Origin of the sequence: Streptosporangium sp. NPDC002524 (genome assembly GCF_040295985.1) — a bacterium.
Classification (GTDB): domain Bacteria; phylum Actinomycetota; class Actinomycetes; order Streptosporangiales; family Streptosporangiaceae; genus Streptosporangium.
Genome location: NZ_JBEOWK010000005.1, coordinates 104,945 through 121,342, shown reverse-complemented (window position 1 = coordinate 121,342; position 16,398 = coordinate 104,945). Strand labels below are relative to the sequence as shown.

13 protein-coding genes and 1 tRNA gene are annotated in these 16,398 nt (G+C 72.0%); 8 read left to right on the top strand and 6 right to left on the bottom strand.

Translation table 11 applies throughout. The features are described 5' to 3' along the window. Positions 1 to 102: 102 nt before the first annotated feature. Positions 103 to 1,626 carry a polyprenol phosphomannose-dependent alpha 1,6 mannosyltransferase MptB gene (gene mptB, locus ABT053_RS09835; protein ID WP_350968523.1) on the top strand — a complete coding sequence of 508 codons (1,524 nt, stop codon included), beginning with the start codon at positions 103 to 105 and terminating at the stop codon, positions 1,624 to 1,626. On the opposite strand, the gene ABT053_RS09830 is transcribed toward mptB, so the two are convergent. After that, a complete protein-coding gene (locus ABT053_RS09830) occupies positions 1,508 to 3,892 on the bottom strand; it encodes an alkaline phosphatase family protein (RefSeq protein ID WP_350968522.1) in 2,385 nt (794 codons plus the stop codon). The two genes, mptB and ABT053_RS09830, sit on opposite strands and share 119 nt — an antisense overlap. Positions 3,893 to 4,201: 309 nt before the next feature. On the opposite strand from ABT053_RS09830, the gene ABT053_RS09825 reads away from it, so the two are divergent. The 3 genes from ABT053_RS09825 to serS all read left to right on the top strand — a co-directional run bounded on the left by ABT053_RS09825 (position 4,202) and on the right by serS (position 8,455). Beyond that, complete coding sequence (locus ABT053_RS09825; protein ID WP_350968521.1) at positions 4,202 to 5,740, top strand: glycosyltransferase 87 family protein; 1,539 nt, start codon at positions 4,202 to 4,204, stop codon at positions 5,738 to 5,740. 273 nt (positions 5,741 to 6,013) lie between these two features. Further along, entirely contained in the window at positions 6,014 to 6,934 is a 921-nt protein-coding gene (gene pheA / locus ABT053_RS09820; RefSeq protein WP_350968520.1) for a prephenate dehydratase, read from the top strand. A 258-nt stretch (positions 6,935 to 7,192) separates the two neighbouring features. Beyond that, on the top strand, positions 7,193 to 8,455 hold the full coding sequence (gene serS / locus ABT053_RS09815) for a serine--tRNA ligase (protein ID WP_350968519.1): 1,263 nt from the start codon (positions 7,193 to 7,195) through the stop codon (positions 8,453 to 8,455). Between the two features lie 62 nt (positions 8,456 to 8,517). Here serS and ABT053_RS09810 read toward each other — a convergent pair whose 3' ends face one another. Continuing rightward, positions 8,518 to 9,723: a hypothetical protein gene (locus ABT053_RS09810; protein WP_350968518.1), complete on the bottom strand. Its 1,206-nt coding sequence runs from the start codon at positions 9,721 to 9,723 to the stop codon at positions 8,518 to 8,520. Positions 9,724 to 10,092: 369 nt separating this feature from the next. Continuing rightward, a complete protein-coding gene (locus tag ABT053_RS09805; RefSeq protein WP_012886943.1) occupies positions 10,093 to 10,296 on the bottom strand; it encodes a cold-shock protein in 204 nt (67 codons plus the stop codon). 237 nt (positions 10,297 to 10,533) lie between these two features. Between ABT053_RS09805 and ABT053_RS09800 the strand changes: the two genes are divergently transcribed. Continuing rightward, a complete protein-coding gene (locus ABT053_RS09800; RefSeq protein WP_350968517.1) occupies positions 10,534 to 11,334 on the top strand; it encodes an HAD family hydrolase in 801 nt (266 codons plus the stop codon). A 145-nt stretch (positions 11,335 to 11,479) separates the two neighbouring features. On the opposite strand, the gene ABT053_RS09795 is transcribed toward ABT053_RS09800, so the two are convergent. Then, complete coding sequence (locus tag ABT053_RS09795; RefSeq protein WP_350968516.1) at positions 11,480 to 11,995, bottom strand: bacterial proteasome activator family protein; 516 nt, start codon at positions 11,993 to 11,995, stop codon at positions 11,480 to 11,482. Positions 11,996 to 11,999: 4 nt separating this feature from the next. Beyond that, the gene (locus ABT053_RS09790; RefSeq protein WP_350968515.1) at positions 12,000 to 12,956 is read right to left on the bottom strand and encodes an NAD(P)H-quinone oxidoreductase; all 957 of its coding nucleotides are present in this window, start codon (positions 12,954 to 12,956) and stop codon (positions 12,000 to 12,002) included. Between the two features lie 117 nt (positions 12,957 to 13,073). Here ABT053_RS09790 and ABT053_RS09785 point away from each other — a divergent pair, with 117 nt between their 5' ends. Both ABT053_RS09785 and ABT053_RS09780 read left to right on the top strand, forming a co-directional pair. After that, a complete protein-coding gene (locus tag ABT053_RS09785) occupies positions 13,074 to 15,509 on the top strand; it encodes a nucleotide-binding protein (RefSeq protein WP_350968514.1) in 2,436 nt (811 codons plus the stop codon). A gap of 119 nt (positions 15,510 to 15,628) precedes the next feature. Continuing rightward, a tRNA-Ser gene (locus ABT053_RS09780) sits at positions 15,629 to 15,717 on the top strand. 80 nt (positions 15,718 to 15,797) lie between these two features. Here the strand turns inward: ABT053_RS09780 and ABT053_RS09775 are convergent. Further along, positions 15,798 to 16,016 (bottom strand): hypothetical protein, encoded by a 219-nt coding sequence (locus tag ABT053_RS09775; RefSeq protein WP_350968513.1) that lies wholly within the window; start codon positions 16,014 to 16,016, stop codon positions 15,798 to 15,800. Between ABT053_RS09775 and ABT053_RS09770 the strand changes: the two genes are divergently transcribed. Then, on the top strand, positions 16,015 to 16,209 hold the full coding sequence (locus ABT053_RS09770; RefSeq protein WP_350968512.1) for a hypothetical protein: 195 nt from the start codon (positions 16,015 to 16,017) through the stop codon (positions 16,207 to 16,209). The genes ABT053_RS09775 and ABT053_RS09770 overlap by 2 nt on opposite strands. Positions 16,210 to 16,398 lie beyond the last annotated feature (189 nt).

Sequence of the window (16,398 nt, the reverse complement as noted above, 5' to 3'; positions counted from 1 at the left end):
CGCGTCGGTCCCGGTGCCGCGTCGGGCCTGGTTCGTCGCTGAGCCGGGCCGCCGACCCCGGCACCGCACCGGGCACCGTGCCGGATGTGCTGGAATTTGCGGGTGACTCGGGATGCGTCGGTCGTCGACGAGAGGCGGAGTCCCGCCGGCGATACGCCGCGGGGGCTCGACGTCGCCGCGTACGGAGCCGTGGGGCTCTCGGTGGCGACCACGGTCCTGATCGGGCTGCTGGGCCCCTCGGCCATGGTCCCGAGGCTGCCCGGACCCTCCTGGCACCCTCCGTACTCGCTGGACGCCCACCCCGGTGTCCATCTGGCCATCGCCATGGGGGCCGTCGCGATCGTGCTGGGCGGGCTCGGCCTCGCCGCCGCGCTCAGGTCCCGGTGGCGGCCCGACCCGCGCTGGCTGCTCGCGGCCGGTTGCGCCGTGGCGGGCCTGCTCGCCTTCCTGCCGCCCTCCGGCTCGGCCGACCACCTCAACTACGCCGCGTACGGCCGCCTGGTCACGCTCGGCCAGGACCCGTACGCGGTCACCCCCGCCGCTCTGCCCGGTGACCCGGTCACCGGCGCGGTGGAGGAGTGGGCCGGTGTGACCAGCGTCTACGGCCCGGTCGCCACCGCCGTACAGGCACTGGCGAGTTTCGTGGGCGGCGACTCGGTCAGGCTGACGGTCTTCGCGATGGCCGTCGTCAACGCGGCGGCGTTCGTCGGCACGGCGCTGCTGCTGCACCGTTTCGCCAGGGGGAACGCGGACCTCCAGCGGCGGGCGACGCTGCTGTGGACGGTCAATCCGCTGATGATCTACCACCTGGCCGCCGGGATGCACGTCGACACCCTCGCCGTCGCGTGCATGGTCGCCGCGCTCACGGTTCGCGGGGCCGCCTCGGGGCTGCTGCTCGGGGTGGGCATCGGGGTGAAGCTCAACGCCGGGCTCGTCGCCCTCGGCCCGGCGTGGGAGCTGCGCCGCTCGCCCGGCAGGCTCGCCGTGGTGGCGGGGACCGCGACGGCCACCGTGGTGGCGATCTACGCCCTCGCCGGGCCGCACGTGCTCGACCAGGTGAGCGCCGCCAGCAAGAAGGTCTCCCTCGCCACGCCCTGGCAGCTCGTCAAGACGGGGCTCCAGTCCCTCTTCGGGCCGGGCGCTTACGCGGCCTGGATCCAGATCGGGTCCCTGCTCCTGATGGCCTGCCTGGCCTGGCTGGTGCTGCGAGCGCTGGGAGCGCGGAAAACGCCGGGGGTCCTGGGGACGTTGGGCGCGCAGGGAACGTGGGGGACGTCGCCCGCCGGCACCGCGCCCGCCGTCGCCGCCGCGACGGTGGTCGCCTGGCTGTTCGCCGCGCCGTACGCGCTGCCCTGGTACGACGGGCTGGCCTTCGCGCTGCTGGCCCTGGCGTCCTGGCCCGCACTGGAGGCGTTCATGGTGGCCAGGGTCGTCGTGCTGTCGCTGGGCTACCTCCCGGCGAGGGAGGTGCCGCGGCCCGACGACCTGCTCTGGACGAAGACCCTGCTCAGGGAGACGGTGGTGCCGTGGACGTTGCTGGCACTGACGGTCGCCCTGGCGTGGTGGGCGGCGAGAGCCGGACGGCGTGCACGCAGGCGGCCAGCGTCAGCGGCACCGCGACCGTGAGCGCCATGGCCGGGATCGCGATGCCCGAGTCGTTCATCAGGAACCCGATCAGCGCGCAGGCCAGCGCCCCGAGCAGCCCGGCGCGCAGCGCGGGCGCGAGCGCGTAGGCCCGGCCCAGGGCCGACGCGCCCCACCGCGACGGGCGGTCGAGCACCAGGAACAGGAACGCCAGCGCGACCAGCGTGAGCAGCGACAGCGACCAGTTGCCGACCGTGACCCCGATCATCGCGGCGAACTTGCGGCCGACCACGGTCCAGGCCTCCCCGTCCAGCACCTGCTGCACGAAGGCACCCAGGTGGGTGCGCTGGTCGGTGGGCCGCAGCCAGTCGGCCACCGCTATCGCGCCGATCAGCAGGCCGCCCGCGAGACCGGCCAGGACCAGCCTCACCGGTGAGACCCGCCCGCCGGACAGCAGGATCAGGAAGACCGCGACCCCGACCAGGAACGCCGGGACCCCGCCGAAGTCGGCGCCCCACGCGGGCCAGCCGTCGGCGAACACCGCCAGCCCCCCGTACGCCGCGCACACCGCGAGCGCGAGCGCCCGGCGCCCGCCCGAGATCAGCCACTGGGCGATCCCGGCGAGGGCGAGGATCGTACCGGCGGAGTAGACGGCGAAGGCGATGTTGCTGAAACCGTAGAAGCGCCCGCCGGTGACCGGCTCGTAGCCGGTGACCGCGTTCACCTGCAGCGCCGAACCGGTCATCACGTCGGCCAGCAGCGCCACCGAGGTGACGGCGGCGACCACCGTCAGCGGGCCGAGCGGGTGCGCCCGCCACGGCCCGGCGAGCGCCACCCCGGCGATCGCGCAGGCGAATCCGAGGATGGTGACGATCACCCAGACCATCGGCGCGGGCAGGCTCCACCAGGGGACCAGCTGCGCCAGGAAGGTGGAGACCGCGATCGCCCCGCTGACCACGGCGACGACCCGGACGGCCGTCAGGGCGCGGGAGCCGCCCCAGCCCCGGCGGATCGCGACGGCGGCGAGCAGGTAGAACAGGATCTGGACCGCCACGAACACCGCGAAGAACGGCCCCCGCACCTCGCGCAGCACCTGGCTCGCCAGGTCGTCGTCGGCCAGCTTCCCGGCCGTCGCCGCGACCGGCTCCCCGCTCGGCCCGCCGCCCAGCCAGGCGCGTCCCACGACCCCGTTGGGGGCCTTGAGGCCCAGCAGGCCGATCGCGGTGGCGGTGAGGTCGGTGTTCGTGACCAGGCCGTCCTGGCGGGTGGAGGCGGCGGTGAGGTAGCCGCGCGCGTATGTCCCCCCGCCGGGCGACGGGCCCCGGGCGATCGCCACGTGCAGGTGGGGCACCATCGAGGTGTCGGCCAGGCCCGCGACCAGGACCGTGGTCCCTGTCGCGGGTGCCGTGGCCAGGCGGCCGAGGACCGCGCCCACCACGCGGTCGGCCCCCGTCGCGGCCTCCTGCCTGACCCGGACGGCCATCCCGTCCGGAACGTCGTCCGCGACGTCGTTCGAGGTGCCGTCCGGGACGTCGTCCGCGGCGTCGTCCGGGGTTTCGGCCGGAGTGCCGGTCGGGGTTTCGGCCGGAGTGCCGGTCGGGGCGGGGGCGCCGCCGGTCCAGGCCCGGGTGAGGTCACCGGCCTCGACCACGATCAGCCCGTACGGGGACAGGTCGCCCAGCTGCTCGATGCTCGCCGCGTATTTCCCGATTTTTCCGAACTTGTTGGCAGCGGCGAGGGCGGCTCCCGGCCCGACGGCGGCCACCTTCAGGCCCGCGCCGGTCGCGAGCTCGCCCAGCTGCCCGAGAACCGGCCGGTAGGAGGTGGCGGCGTTGAAGGCGGACAGCTCGGCCCAGCCGGGCACGCTCGCCTCGCCGCCGGGGGCCGTCTCCGGCGCGCGCGGGGGCTCGCAGCCCGTACCGGGCGCGCCCGCGCGCTGGCCCGCCGAGACCGTCAGCCAGCCCGCCACCGGGCAGGTGATCCCCAGCTCGGGCGGCGGGACCGCCCGGGTGGACATGGACGCGGACCCGCCCTCGCCCACCAGTTTCCACAGGTTCGGGGTCCGCTCCCGGTCCAGGTCACCCCACTCCAGGCCCGGTATCCCGACGATCACGACCTTCCCGGGAAGCGCCCGCGCCGGAACACCTGTCGTACCGGCACCGGAGGCGTCCGTCGCGGTGGCACCGGAGGCACCCGGAGCACCGGAGGCACCTGGAACGCCTGGAGCGCCGGAGGCGGCGAAGGCCTTCGAGGCGCCCGGGACGCCGAGGAGCACGCAGAGCCCGGCCAGCAACGCAACCAGCAGCACAGCCGGCAACCCGGTCGGCAACCCGGTCGGCAACCCGGTCGGCGGCACGGCCAGAGACACGGTCGGTTGCGAGGCCGGTAGCAGGATCGGCGGGGCCTGCGACGGGGAAGCGACGACTGGAGCGATCCTGGCGGCCCGGTGGGGCGCCGGTCGCGTCGCGGTCCCCCCGGGGGCCGGGCGCGCGGGCCCGTGACCGCGGTGTGTCGAAGCCATCCGGTTCCCCTGTCCGTATCCGTCGGGCGGCCGTTTCCCCGGCCCCACGGTAACCGGCCCCACGATATGGCCGACCCCACGGTAACCTGCCTGCTCGTGAGGACTGGCGAGGTGACCACGACCGAGCGGCGCCCCCGGACATGGCTGTCGTGGCTGGCGTGGCTGCCCGCGTTGCTGCTCGTCGCCGCCGCGGTGTCCCCGCTGGTGCTCCACTGGCTGGGCAACGTCGACGACCAGCGCCTGGTCGACCTGGACGTCTACCGTACCGGCGGGGCGGCGATCCTGGAGGGCCGGTCCGTCTACGGGTTCGTCACGCCCGCGCCGCAGCTGCTGCCCTTCACCTACCCGCCCGTGGCGGCGCTGCTCGCCACACCGCTGGCGGCGATGTCCTGGACGGCGGCGCAGTGGGCGTGGACCGCGTTGATCTTCCTGACGCTGGCGATCACCGTCCGGCTCTCCTTCCGCGCCCTGCTCGGCGGAGCGCGCACCGCACCGGGCACGCCGGACGGGGGTCCGGTCCCACCGCCCGCCGTTCTCGATGAGCGAGCCGTTCCGGGCACGCCCGCCCTTCCCGGTACGTCCCCCGGAGGGACGGAGGCCGCGCCCGCTTCCAGTACGCCCGCCGGAAGCGCGGCGCGGGCAGCGAGGCCGGCCAGGGGCGTACGCGCCCTGCTCAGCGGGCCGGTCGGGTTCAGCGGGCCGGTCGGGCTCGGCGACGCGGGCGCGACGAGCGAGGCAGGTGGGGCGAGTGAGGCAGGTGGGACGGGCCGCCTGTGGACGCCCCTGCTGTTCGCCGCCCTGATGATCGCGTGCACCTACCTGATGCCGATCAGGGACCAGGTCCGCTTCGGCCAGGTGGACATCCTGCTCGTGGCGCTCTGCCTGGCCGACTGCGTGGCCCGGCGCCCGGTGTGGCCGCGCGGCATGCTGATCGGCCTGGCCACCGCGGTCAAGCTCACCCCGGGCGTCTTCCTGATCTACCTTCTCATCGCCGGTTTCGGGCCGGGCGCGAGGCGGGAGCAGCGCGGGACCTTCCTCGTGGCCGCGCTCACCGCGGCGCTGCTGACCCTGCTGCCGTTCCTGGTGATCCCGGCGGACGCCGCCGACTTCTGGTTCCGCGCGCTGCTCGACCCCGAGCGGCTCGGTGCCAACGCCGCGACCACCAACCAGTCGATGCGCGGCATGCTCATCCGGCTCTACCTGCCCGACGCGCTGACGAGCCTGCTCTGGGCGGCGCTGGTCGCCGTGGTCGCCTGGTACGGCTTCCGGTACGCCCGCAGGGCCCTGCTCGACGGGCACCTCGTGGCGGGGACCGCCCTGGTCGGGCTGATGGCCGTGCTGCTGTCGCCGGTCGCCTGGATCCACCACCTGGCCTGGGTGGTCGTGGTGCTCGGCGCGCTGGCCGGCGACGGGCGCGACCCGGTCAGGCTCCGGGTGGCCGCCGGGGTCTGGCTCTACTACGTGCTGCCGATCCCCTGGTGGGGAGTGACGATCAAGGCCGCGGAGATCCCGGTGCTCAGCCCCGTGCTGGGCAAGATCGTGCAGAACGGCTTCGGCCTGGGCGCGCTGGCCCTGGTCTGGTTGCTGGGGGTCTGGCTTCCCAGGCGGAGAGAGACGTTCCAAGCACTCTCCTGACGGCCCCGGACCGTCTTCGCACTCGATCTTCCGATGATCCCGGACCGTCGGCGGTTCCGGTCGCCTCCCCGGCGGGATACGGCCTCGGACGCGGAGCGGCCGGGAGGGGCGGCGGCCCCGGGCGTGCCGTGGCCGGCGAGGGGGCGACCGAGAGCATGATCGAAAGAAAACAGCCTCTGACGTGGTACGACGCCGAGTGACCAGATCGGGGTCGGTCGCGGCAGTATGTAATCCTCCGCACATTTTCTGACAGTCGCCGGATAACCTGGGGGCATGTCGAAACTCGCTTACCTGGGACCGGAGGGGACCTTCACCGAGGAAGCCCTGCGCATCCTGGCGCCCGAGGCCGAGCGCCTGCCGAGCCCGAACGTCACCGCGGCCCTGGAGGCCGTCCGGCGCGGCGAGGCCGACGGAGCCGTCGTCCCGATGGAGAACTCCCTCGAAGGCGCCATCACCACGACCCTCGACGAGCTCGCCCGGGGCGAGTCGCTGCTCATCACCGCCGAGCTGCTGCTCCCCGTCGAGTTCTCGCTCCTGGCGCGTCCCGGCACCGAGATCGGCCACATCAAGAGGGTCTTCTCCCACCCGGCGGCCATCACCCAGTGCCGCAACTTCATCGCCCGCGAGCTGCCCGACGCCGTGGTGGTCGCCGCCCCGTCGACCGCCGCCGCGGCACAGGAGGTCGCGCTTCCCGGCTCGCCGTACGACGCGGCCATCGCCGCGCGCATCGCCGGTGAGCACTACGGCCTGGTCGAGCTCGCGTCCGGGATCGGCGACCGCACCGACACCGTCACCCGGTTCGTCCAGGTGTCGCGTCCCGGCCCGCTGCCCGAGCCGACCGGTTCCGACCGCACCTCACTCGTCGTCTTCCTCGCCGACGACCACCCGGGCGCGCTGCAGGAGATGCTGACCGAGTTCTCCGTCCGCGGCGTCAACCTCTCCCGCATCGAGTCGCGGCCCACCGGCGACGGCATCGGCCGCTACTTCTTCCACTTCGAGTTCGAGGGCCACGCCGCCGACGCCCGCGTCGGAGAGGCGATCTCGGGTCTGCACCGCATCTCCGCCAGGGTGCGCTTCCTGGGCAGCTACCCGCGCGCCGACGGCCTCTTCCCGCAGATCAAGCGCGGCACGAACGACGACGCCTTCGCCGACGCCGCCGGCTGGCTCAACAGGGTCCGTACCGGCCAGGTCTGATCGTCCCCCGGCCCGCGAGCCGGAGCCCGATCCCCGTACGCCGCCGGTCCACGTCCGCCGAAGCCATCCCGCCGGGCGGGAACGGCCGGGGAGAGGCCGAGACCGCGCGAGGAAAAGCCGGGACCGCGCGAGGAAGAGCCGGGACCGGGGCGGGAACGGCCGGGGACTGGGCGGGACCGGGCGGGAAACGGACGTCGCGGGGGCGGGCCGGGCCAATCCAGGCGCGGACGCTCGCCGTACATCGGTAGCCTTGTGGCTGTGATTGACCTGCGTACCCTTCGTGAGGATCCCGACCGGCTACGGGCGTCGCAGCGTGCCCGCGGTGAGGACGACTCTGTCGTCGACACGCTGCTCGACCTCGACGAGCGGCGGCGCGGCGCGCTGAGCCGCTTCGAGACGCTCCGCGCCGAGCAGAAAACCGTCGGCAAGTCGGTCTCCCGTGCCTCCGGGGAGGAGAAGGCCACCCTGCTGGAGCGGGCGAAGGACCTCTCCTCGCAGGTCAAGTCCGCCGAGGCGGAGGCGGAGAAGCTCGGCGGCGAGCTCGACGAGCTCCTCTACACGGTGCCCAACCTCGTGGAGGAGGGGGCTCCCGCCGGTGGCGAGGACGACTACGTCGTGCTGGAGGAGATCGGCGAGAAGCCGTCCTTCGGCTTCGAGCCCAAGGACCACCTGGCGCTGGGCGAGCTGCTCGGCGCGATCGACATGGAGCGCGGCGCGAAGGTCTCGGGCTCGCGGTTCTTCTTCCTGAAGGGTGTCGGCGCGCGGCTGCAGCTCGGTCTCCTCAACATGGCCATGCAGCAGGCGATCGAGGCGGGCTTCGTCCCGATGATCACGCCCGTGCTGGTCAAGCCGGAGTCGATGAAGGGCACCGGCTTCCTCGGCGCCCACGCCAGCGAGGTCTACCACCTGCCCGACGACGACCTGTTCCTGGTCGGCACGAGCGAGGTGCCGATGGCGGCCTACCACGGTGACGAGATCCTGGACGGCTCCGCGCTCCCGCACCGCTACGCCGGATGGTCCTCGTGCTTTCGCCGCGAGGCGGGCTCGTACGGCAAGGACACGCGGGGCATCATCCGGGTCCACCAGTTCGACAAGGTCGAGATGTTCTCCTACGTGCGCCCCGAGGAGGCACACGCCGAGCACCTGCGCCTGCTCGACTGGGAGAAGGAGATGCTGGCCAAGGTCGAGCTCCCCTACCGGGTGATCGACACCGCGGCCGGAGACCTGGGGTCCTCGGCCGCGCGGAAGTTCGACTGCGAGGCGTGGGTGCCCAGCCAGGGCCGCTACCGCGAGCTCACCTCGACCTCCAACTGCACCGACTTCCAGGCCCGCCGCCTCGGCGTCCGCTTCCGCGACTCCGGCGGCAAGCCCCAGCACGTGGCCACCCTGAACGGCACGCTGGCCACCACCCGCTGGATCGTCGCCATCCTGGAGAACCACCAGCAGGCCGATGGCTCCGTCGTGCTCCCCAAGGCCCTGCGCCCGTACGTCGGCCTCGACGTCCTCGAACCCGTCAAGTAGGCCCGCGCCGCCCGGCGAGGTTTCACCGTGAGGGCCCCGCCACGGCGGGGCCTTCACCGCGTTCACGCCCGACGTCCCGGCGCCTCCTCCGTCCCCTCCGTCCCCTCCTCCGCCTGCGCCGCGCCCGCCCAGCCGACCAGGACGGACCCCCCGACGCCGATCCCGCCGACGAGCCAGGCGAGGAACCCGGCCGTCGGATAGTCGTCGATCACGCCCGACTCCCAGCCGGTGAAGAGCGCCCACATCGCGAACGGCGTGCAGCAGGCGATGGTGACCAGCGCCGCGCAGGTCCGCGCCGGCACGCGCGCCCGGATCGCCGCCGTCGACACGAGGATCGTCGCGACGAGGGCGCAGGCACCGCCGAGCAGGGCCATGAGGGCGCCGATGTCGACGATGTACGTCGTGTCGGACGGCAGGACGAGCACGAAACCGGCCACGGTGAGGAAGTACGCGGGCCCGGTCAAGCCGGTGACCCGCCGAGTGTGACGGCGTGCCACGGCCATGCCGGACATGAAGCCGAGCAGGCCGGCGAAGAGGCCGACGCGGTGCTCCGTCCTCAGGTCGACGCCCGGCGCGCCGAGCGGGATCGCCGCGTCCGGGGAGAAACCCCCGTCGAGCGGGCCCATCCGCCGCCAGTTCCCCCGCGCGTCCCGTACGGCGATGCCGTCCTCGCCGTTGGCCGCCACGACGACGTGACCGTCCGTCACGCGCTGCACCGCGATGGCCGAGGAACCGTGCCACGGCCTGTTCGACATGCCGGCCGCCCGCCGCCGGAGCGCGTCCTCACGCCCCGGGGAGACCTCCCACACCGTTTTCCAGCTGTTCCCGCCGTCCCGGGACTCGTCCACCGCCAGCCGAGGAGGGACGACGCGATAGCAGTGCGCGGGCTCACCGGGCAGACAGGCCCGGGTCGCCGGATCGGGGACGGGCGAGGACCCGGATTCCGGGGAGCCGGGTTCTGGGGAGCCGGGTTCTGGGGAGCCCGGGTCCCGTGCGGGACGACCGATCCACGTACGGCCGCCGTCGCCGGAGAGGCTCTCGGCATCCTGATCCAGGACCACGGCGATGACCTCGCCGCGTACGAGGACATTCGTCGCCGCGGGCGGCTGTGGTTCGCCCGCGGTGGCGGTCCCCCCGACGAGGGCGAACGGGATGACGAGCAGCGGCACGAAGGTGGCGACCACGGTCGCCGGATGTCCGAACCAGGCGAGGCGTTTCATGACCAGGTAGACCCACCGCGCCGAGGCCCGGTTCGGGGGCGGCGGCATTCGTGACCGGGGTGTGTCCCGGGAACCGGAGTTCTCATACGTCCCGGAACCCGGGCGCCTCGCACGTCCCGGCGTCGGATGGATCATGCCCGTCGCTGCCGCCCGGCACGTCCACAGTCGCGCGGAAAGGCGGGAAGCGGCCGTCGGCGTCAAAACCCCGTCACCGTCCCGGGCGAAGCCCTCAGGATCGCTCTCAGCGACGAGGGGAGGGCTGGGCCGACGCCCCTGGGAGGTCTCCCGGGATGCCGGGCGTCCCGGGCGCTCCGGTTACCCCGGGTGCCCGGACGTTCCCGAGGTGTTCGGGAAACGGAAAGGCGGGGTTCGCCAGAAGCGAACCCCGCCTTCCCGTTCAACCAAGAGGTCTATGCGTCAGACGGCGCGGACCTGCGAGGCCTGCGGGCCCTTCTGGCCCTGGGTGATCTCGAACTCGACCCGCTGGCCGTCTTCGAGGCTACGGTAGCCGTTGCCCTGGATCTCGGAGAAGTGCACGAACACGTCCGGTGCACCGCCGTCCGGTGCGATGAAGCCGAAGCCCTTTTCAGCGTTGAACCACTTGACGGTTCCCTGAGCCATTAAAGCTCTCCCTCAGGATTTGAAACTTTGGGATTCACACCTCATGAACCCCATGTGTCGTACAGCGGGCCCCGGGGTGGCTCAGTCAAACTGGTTTTCACAACGGGATTCAGCTAATACAACGCCATCACATCTAACACTATCCGGCGCAGGCGTGTTCCCGCCATGAGGAAGATTCCTCGGACCGGATCCCGGGGGCCGACACGCCGGCCATCACAGTGCAGACTGGGACGTGTTATGCAAAGCCCCAGGCTGGTCGCCACCGACCTCGACGGCACCGCTCTGCGCTCGGACGGCACCGTCTCCCCCCGTACGGCCGCCGCTTTTGCGCTTGTGGAGAACGCCGGGGCCACACTGGTCTTCGTGACCGGCAGGCCACCTCGCTGGATGCACATGGTCGCGGGAGCCGTACGCCACCGGGGGCTGGCCATATGCGCCAACGGAGCCCTCGTCTACGACCTGCACAGTGAGCAGATCGTCAAATCCCACCTCATCCACCCGGACGTGCTTGAAGAGGTGGTGAGGCGTCTTCGGGAAAAGGTTCCCGACCTCGCGTTCTCTGTGGAATACGAGGGCGGATTCGCCCACGAATCGGACTTCCGTCTCGGAGGATGGGACAGTAAGGCAGTTGTCGGACTCCGTGTCGGAACGGACACACTCACCTCGCGACCCTGCGCCAAACTTCTGGCACTGCATCCAAGAATGGACCCCGACATCCTCCACGCGGCGGTCTGCGGGCTGGTCGGCGACCTGGTCACCCCCACCCACTCCAGCGGCCGGGCACTGATCGAGATGAGCGCGCACGGCGTGACGAAGGCCTCGGCGCTGTCCCACCTGGCCACGACGCTCGGCGTCGCGGCCGAGGAGGTGATCGCCTTCGGGGACATGCCCAACGATCTTCCGATGCTGCGGTGGGCGGGCGTCTCGTACGCCGTCGCCAACGCCCACCCGGAGGTGCTGGCCGCGGTCGATCACGTGACCGCGGCCAACAACGACGACGGGGTCGCCGGGATCCTCGAGGAGCTCTACGGATCGTGACGGGCCCCACGGGCTCATACGGCCCCACGGGCCCACGGGCTCACACGCGGCCCTTCGAAGGCCCGGAAGGCTCTGGGAAGGCCCTGTGAAGGTCCGTGACCGAGAAGCCCCGGCACAGGGCCCGGCAGACCGGTCTCCGGTCTCCCTACAGGTAGGGGCCCGCGTTGCCGCCCGGGGGGCCCTCCTGCTGCTGGAGGGACATGCCGCCGGGCAGCGCTCTGCGCATGTTCTCCAGCTGGGCGCGAGCCGCCATCTGCTGGGCGAACAACGTGGTCTGTATGCCGTGGAACAGCCCTTCGAGCCAGCCGACCAGCTGGGCGTGGGCGATCCGGAGCTCCGCCTCGCTGGGCGGGGTGCCGTTGACGTCCTCGGTGAAAGGCAGCGAGAGCCGTTCCAGCTCCTCGACCAGCTCCGGTGCCAGACCGTCTTCGAGCTCCTTGATGGAGCTCTGGTGGATCTCCTTGAGCCGCTTGCGGCTGGCCTCGTCCAGCGGGGCCGCCCGGACCTCCTCGAGGAGCTGGCGGATCATGCTGCCGATGCGCATCACCTTGGCGGGCTGCTCGACGAGGTCGGCGATCGACCGGGTCTCGCCCTCCTCCTCGCCCTGGGAGCCCTGGGGACCCACGACCACGATGTGCGGAGTGCTCTCCTCAGCGTTCATAGCCTCAACTTACTAGCAGGATTTTCCCGATGTGTTCTCCGGACTCCAGGATGCGGTGGGCCTCGGCCGCGTCGCTCATCGGCACCCGGGCGTGCACCACGGGCCGGATCGCCCCGGCGTCGAGCAGGGGCCAGACGTTGTCCACGACCCCGCGCACGATGACCCCCTTCTCGTCGACGGGCCGGGAGCGCAGCGTGGTGCCGTGCACCGAGGCCCGCTTCGCGAGCAGGGCTCCCAGGTTCAGCTCGCCCTTCGTGCCGCCCTGCAGGCCGATCACGACCAGCCGGCCGCCCGTCTTGAGAACCTTGATGTTCTTCGCGAGGTATTCGCCGCCCATGATGTCGAGAACCACGTCGGCCTTGACCTTCTCCGAGAAGTCCTCCCGCCGGTAGTCGATCCCCTCGTCGGCGCCCAGCTCCAGGCAGCGGGCGATCTTCTCGGGGGACCCGGCGGTGACGACCACGCGCGAGCCGAACGCCTTCGCCAGCTGTACGGCCATCGTGCCGATCCCGCTGGCCCCGCCGTGCACGAGGAGGGTCTCGCCCTTCCGCAGGCGCGCGGTCATGAAGACGTTGGACCAGACCGTGCAGGCCACCTCGGGCAGCCCGGCGGCCTCGACCGGGTCGACGCCCTCCGGCACCCGCATGACCTGCTGCCAGGGAACGGCGACCTTCTCCGCGTACCCGCCGCCGCTGAGCAACGCGCACACCCGGTCACCCGGCGCGAACCCCTCGACGTCCGGCCCCACCGCCTCGACCACGCCGGAACACTCCATGCCCGGGTACGGGGAGGCGCCGGGGGGCGGGTCGTAGAAGCCCTGACGCTGCAGCGCGTCGGCCCTGTTGACCGCGGAGGCGGCCACGTCGATGATGACTTCGCCGCGCTCGGGCAGCGGGTCGGGGACCTCCCGCCACGTCAGCACTTCCGGTCCACCTGGTTTATCGATCACGATGGCGCGCATGTGAGCAAAGGTATCCGGTGAGCCCCAACTTGGTGGTTGCTCACGTTGACAGGAACACAGGGCGTTAACCTGCTATGTGTTTGCTGCCCTTTTATGCCCATCCCGAGGGGGAACACGGTGGCAAGACACGATCGTGAGGAATCTCTCGAGGAACAGCTCGCGTGGCTCGACGCCATCAAGGAGCAGGAGGAGGAGGCGCCCGCCCTGGCGGTGAAGGCCACCGCGGTGGACGACGCCGTCGTCTCGCCGTACCCGAAGGACCCCTGGAGCCTGGTCCCGACCGAGCCCGACGCGACGTCCTCGCCGCTGTTCCGCGCGGCCGTCGACTCGGCCCACCCGGTCACCGACCCGCCGGTGGAGGACGCCGACGCGGCCGACTGGATGGAGGCCTCCGACACGGTGAGTTCCTTCACCGTGCCCGCTCCGGCATCCGGCAAGCAGGACAACGACGGCTTCCTGGCGCCGCTCAAGCCCCTGCCACGCCAGGAGTCCGCCGACACGGGTGACTACGGTCACGCCGACTTCACCGAGCCGCACCTCCGCACCCCGTTCGCGGCGCCTCCCCAGGAGCCGTCGCGCGGGTTGTTCGAGCAACCGCAGCGTCCGGCGGAGCCGGCATCTCCCGCGCCTGCTCCCGCCTCGACCTCAGCTTCGACCTCAGCTTCGACCTCGGCTTCGGTTGAGGCCGCCGACGCGGAGCCGTCCAAGCCGTCGTCCTCGGACACCGAGCGGTTCACCTTCGGCGGCACCGACTCCGACCGTTTCTCCTTCGGGAGCGGCGGCACGCGGTCCACCTCGGGGGGCAAGGACTTCTCCTCGACCAGCGGAGACTTCTCCGCCGGGTCCTCGGGGTCCGGCGGAACCGCCGAGGCCGACCGGTCCTCGTCCGGCACGTCGGGGTCCGGTACGTCCGGTGGGTCCGGTGCGTCCGACGGTGCCGAGCACGACCGCGACCGTACGATCTTCGAACCGTTCGAGTCCTTCGAATCCACGGTGACGTCGGTGGTGAAGGAGCCGCCCAGGCAGGCACCCGAGCGCTTCGAACCCGCCCCCGAGCGCTTCGAGTCGGCCTCGGATCGCTTCGAGCCCGCTTCGGACCGTTTCGAACCCGTCTCGGACCGCTTCGAACCCGTCCCGGCGCCTGTCCCCACGTCCGGATCCGAGCCCAAGCCCGAGCCCGCCGATCCGTTCCGGGCCCCCGAATCCTTCGGCACCGACAGGCCGGAAGCGGCCGCGCCGCCGGAGCGTCCCGCCACCTCGGGTGCGTTCGGTTCGGATCCGGGCCCCTTCGGTACGGAGACCGCCCCCGGTTCCCCTGGTTCCCGCGGCTCCTTCGGCCACGAGCGTTCCAGCTCGGCTCCGCCTCCTTCCGGTTCTTCCGGTTCCTCCGGTTTCACCTTCTCCGGTCCCACGGCCTTCGCGCCGGGACGGGACGCGCCCCCCGCCCCCGAGCGGGACTCGTCCCAGGAGCGCACGGAACGGGAGAACCCCTTCGCGCCGGGACGGGACGCGGCCGAACCGGTGCGGGAGCCGTACCAGGCACGCCGCCGCCAGACGGCTCCGGCACCCGCCTTCGGCGCACCGGCCAGGCAGCAGCAGCCTCCGGGCACGGCTCCCCGGCAGTCCGCCGACAGCCTGGACCCGGAGTCGCTGCTGAGGGGCCGTCGCAACGCGCCCGCCGGGGGCTGGCGGAAGCTGGTCTACAAGGCGTCCGCCGGGCTGATCAAGCCCGGCGAGTCCCCGGAGGTCCGCCGCCGCAGGGAGCTGGTCGGCCGCGCACGCACCCCGGTGGCCACCGGCCACCACCGCGTCGCCGTACTCAGCCTCAAGGGCGGTGTCGGCAAGACCACCACCACGGTCGGCCTCGGCGCCACCCTGGCCCAGGTACGCGGCGACCGGGTCATCGCGGTCGACGCCAACCCCGACCGGGGCACCCTGTCGGACAAGGTCGAGCTGGAGACCTCCGCGACCGTCCGGGACCTGCTCAACGAGCGGCAGCAGATCAAGAGGTACGTCGACATCCGGGCCTTCACCTCCCAGGCCCCGTCGCGGCTGGAGATCCTCGCCTCCGACCGTGACCCGTCGGTGTCCGAGGCCTTCAGCGCGGCCGACTACCAGTCGGTCTCCCAGGTGCTGGAAAACTTCTACTCGATCTGCATCACCGACTGCGGCACCGGCCTGCTCCACTCGGCCATGTCCGGCGTTCTCGGACTGGCCGACCAGCTCGTCCTGGTCAGCTCCCCCTCCGTGGACGGCGCCCGCGCCGCCTCGGCGACCCTCGACTGGCTGGAGGCCCACCACTACGAGGAGCTCGTCCGCTCCGCGACCGTGGTGCTGTGCAGCGTCCGCCCGCGCTCGAAATCGACCGTCGACCTCGACCGCCTGGAGGCCCACTTCGCGGCCCGCTGCCGCGCCGTCATCCGCGTCCCCTACGACCCGCACCTGGAGGAGGGCGCGGAGATCGACCTGGAAAGGCTGCAGGCCGGCACCCGCGAGTCCTACCTCCGCCTGGCCGCCTCGGTCGGCGACGGTTTCGCGGGTCCCCAGCCCTGATCCACACCGGCGGGCGCCACGTCCTCCAGATTGGAGGCGTGGCGCCTTCCGGGTCCGGGCACGCCCGGTCCAATGAGAGACTAGGGTGCAATCTGACACGTTCTCAGGACGTGTCACCAGGAGAGCTCGCCTAGTGGACGATGGCGGCGGTCTTGAAAACCGCTAGGCCGGGTGACCGGTCTCGTGGGTTCGAATCCCACGCTCTCCGCCTACCAGGAGAAACGTCGGAAGCCGGGTCCGGTGAAGATCGCCGGACCGCTCCGATGGGAACAAAATGGGAACACCCCGTCATGATCTTGCCTCTTTCGGGGCCTTCCAGCCGGGGATGAGCGCCACCACTTTCTCCGCCGCGTCGTCCAGGACTGCCCGCCGGACGTGCTGGTAGAGGTCCCGGGTGATGGTCGTCGTCGAGTGGCCGAGCTGGACCGAGACGACCTTGACGTCCAGCCCCGCCTCCTTACCCATAAGTAGAGCACTGATCGCGTGCTGCGCGTGCTGAATCTCCATGCTCGTCCGAGGCGCGGGAGACGGCTTCCCGTCAGCCGTCGGGGTGGTCGAGGTCGCCTCGTGGAAGGGCGACGAGGTATTCGTCTCCTCTGTCGAGGTGACCGCCGCGGTGGTCGACCGGGGCCGATGGACAACGGACGCCTGCGCGGCCATCGCCGCCAAGATGTCGACGATGCGCTCTCGGTACAGCTAACGTCCGAAGGCTGGGAACTGACCTTCTGCGCTATCGGTGCCCCCGCCCGGAGGACGAGTCGAGGCGGGGGCACCGTTCGCGGCCAGCTGTTCGACAAGCGCCCCGTCCCTGAGGCGCCGCCCGGCCGCGCTCACCCTCACCCGAGATCCAGAAACCGAATCGGGTCGGTCGGGGCGAGGAAGTCCACGA

Coding starts and splice junctions, on each gene's coding strand:
- ABT053_RS09790 (WP_350968515.1), bottom strand. CDS start 12,956: ATGCGCGCCATCGTGATCGATAAACCAGGTGGACCGGAAGTGCTGACG.
- ABT053_RS09795 (WP_350968516.1), bottom strand. CDS start 11,995: ATGAACGCTGAGGAGAGCACTCCGCACATCGTGGTCGTGGGTCCCCAG.
- pheA (WP_350968520.1), top strand. CDS start 6,014: ATGTCGAAACTCGCTTACCTGGGACCGGAGGGGACCTTCACCGAGGAA.
- ABT053_RS09775 (WP_350968513.1), bottom strand. CDS start 16,016: ATGGAGATTCAGCACGCGCAGCACGCGATCAGTGCTCTACTTATGGGT.
- ABT053_RS09810 (WP_350968518.1), bottom strand. CDS start 9,723: ATGCCGCCGCCCCCGAACCGGGCCTCGGCGCGGTGGGTCTACCTGGTC.
- ABT053_RS09805 (WP_012886943.1), bottom strand. CDS start 10,296: ATGGCTCAGGGAACCGTCAAGTGGTTCAACGCTGAAAAGGGCTTCGGC.
- ABT053_RS09770 (WP_350968512.1), top strand. CDS start 16,015: ATGCTCGTCCGAGGCGCGGGAGACGGCTTCCCGTCAGCCGTCGGGGTG.
- ABT053_RS09800 (WP_350968517.1), top strand. CDS start 10,534: ATGCAAAGCCCCAGGCTGGTCGCCACCGACCTCGACGGCACCGCTCTG.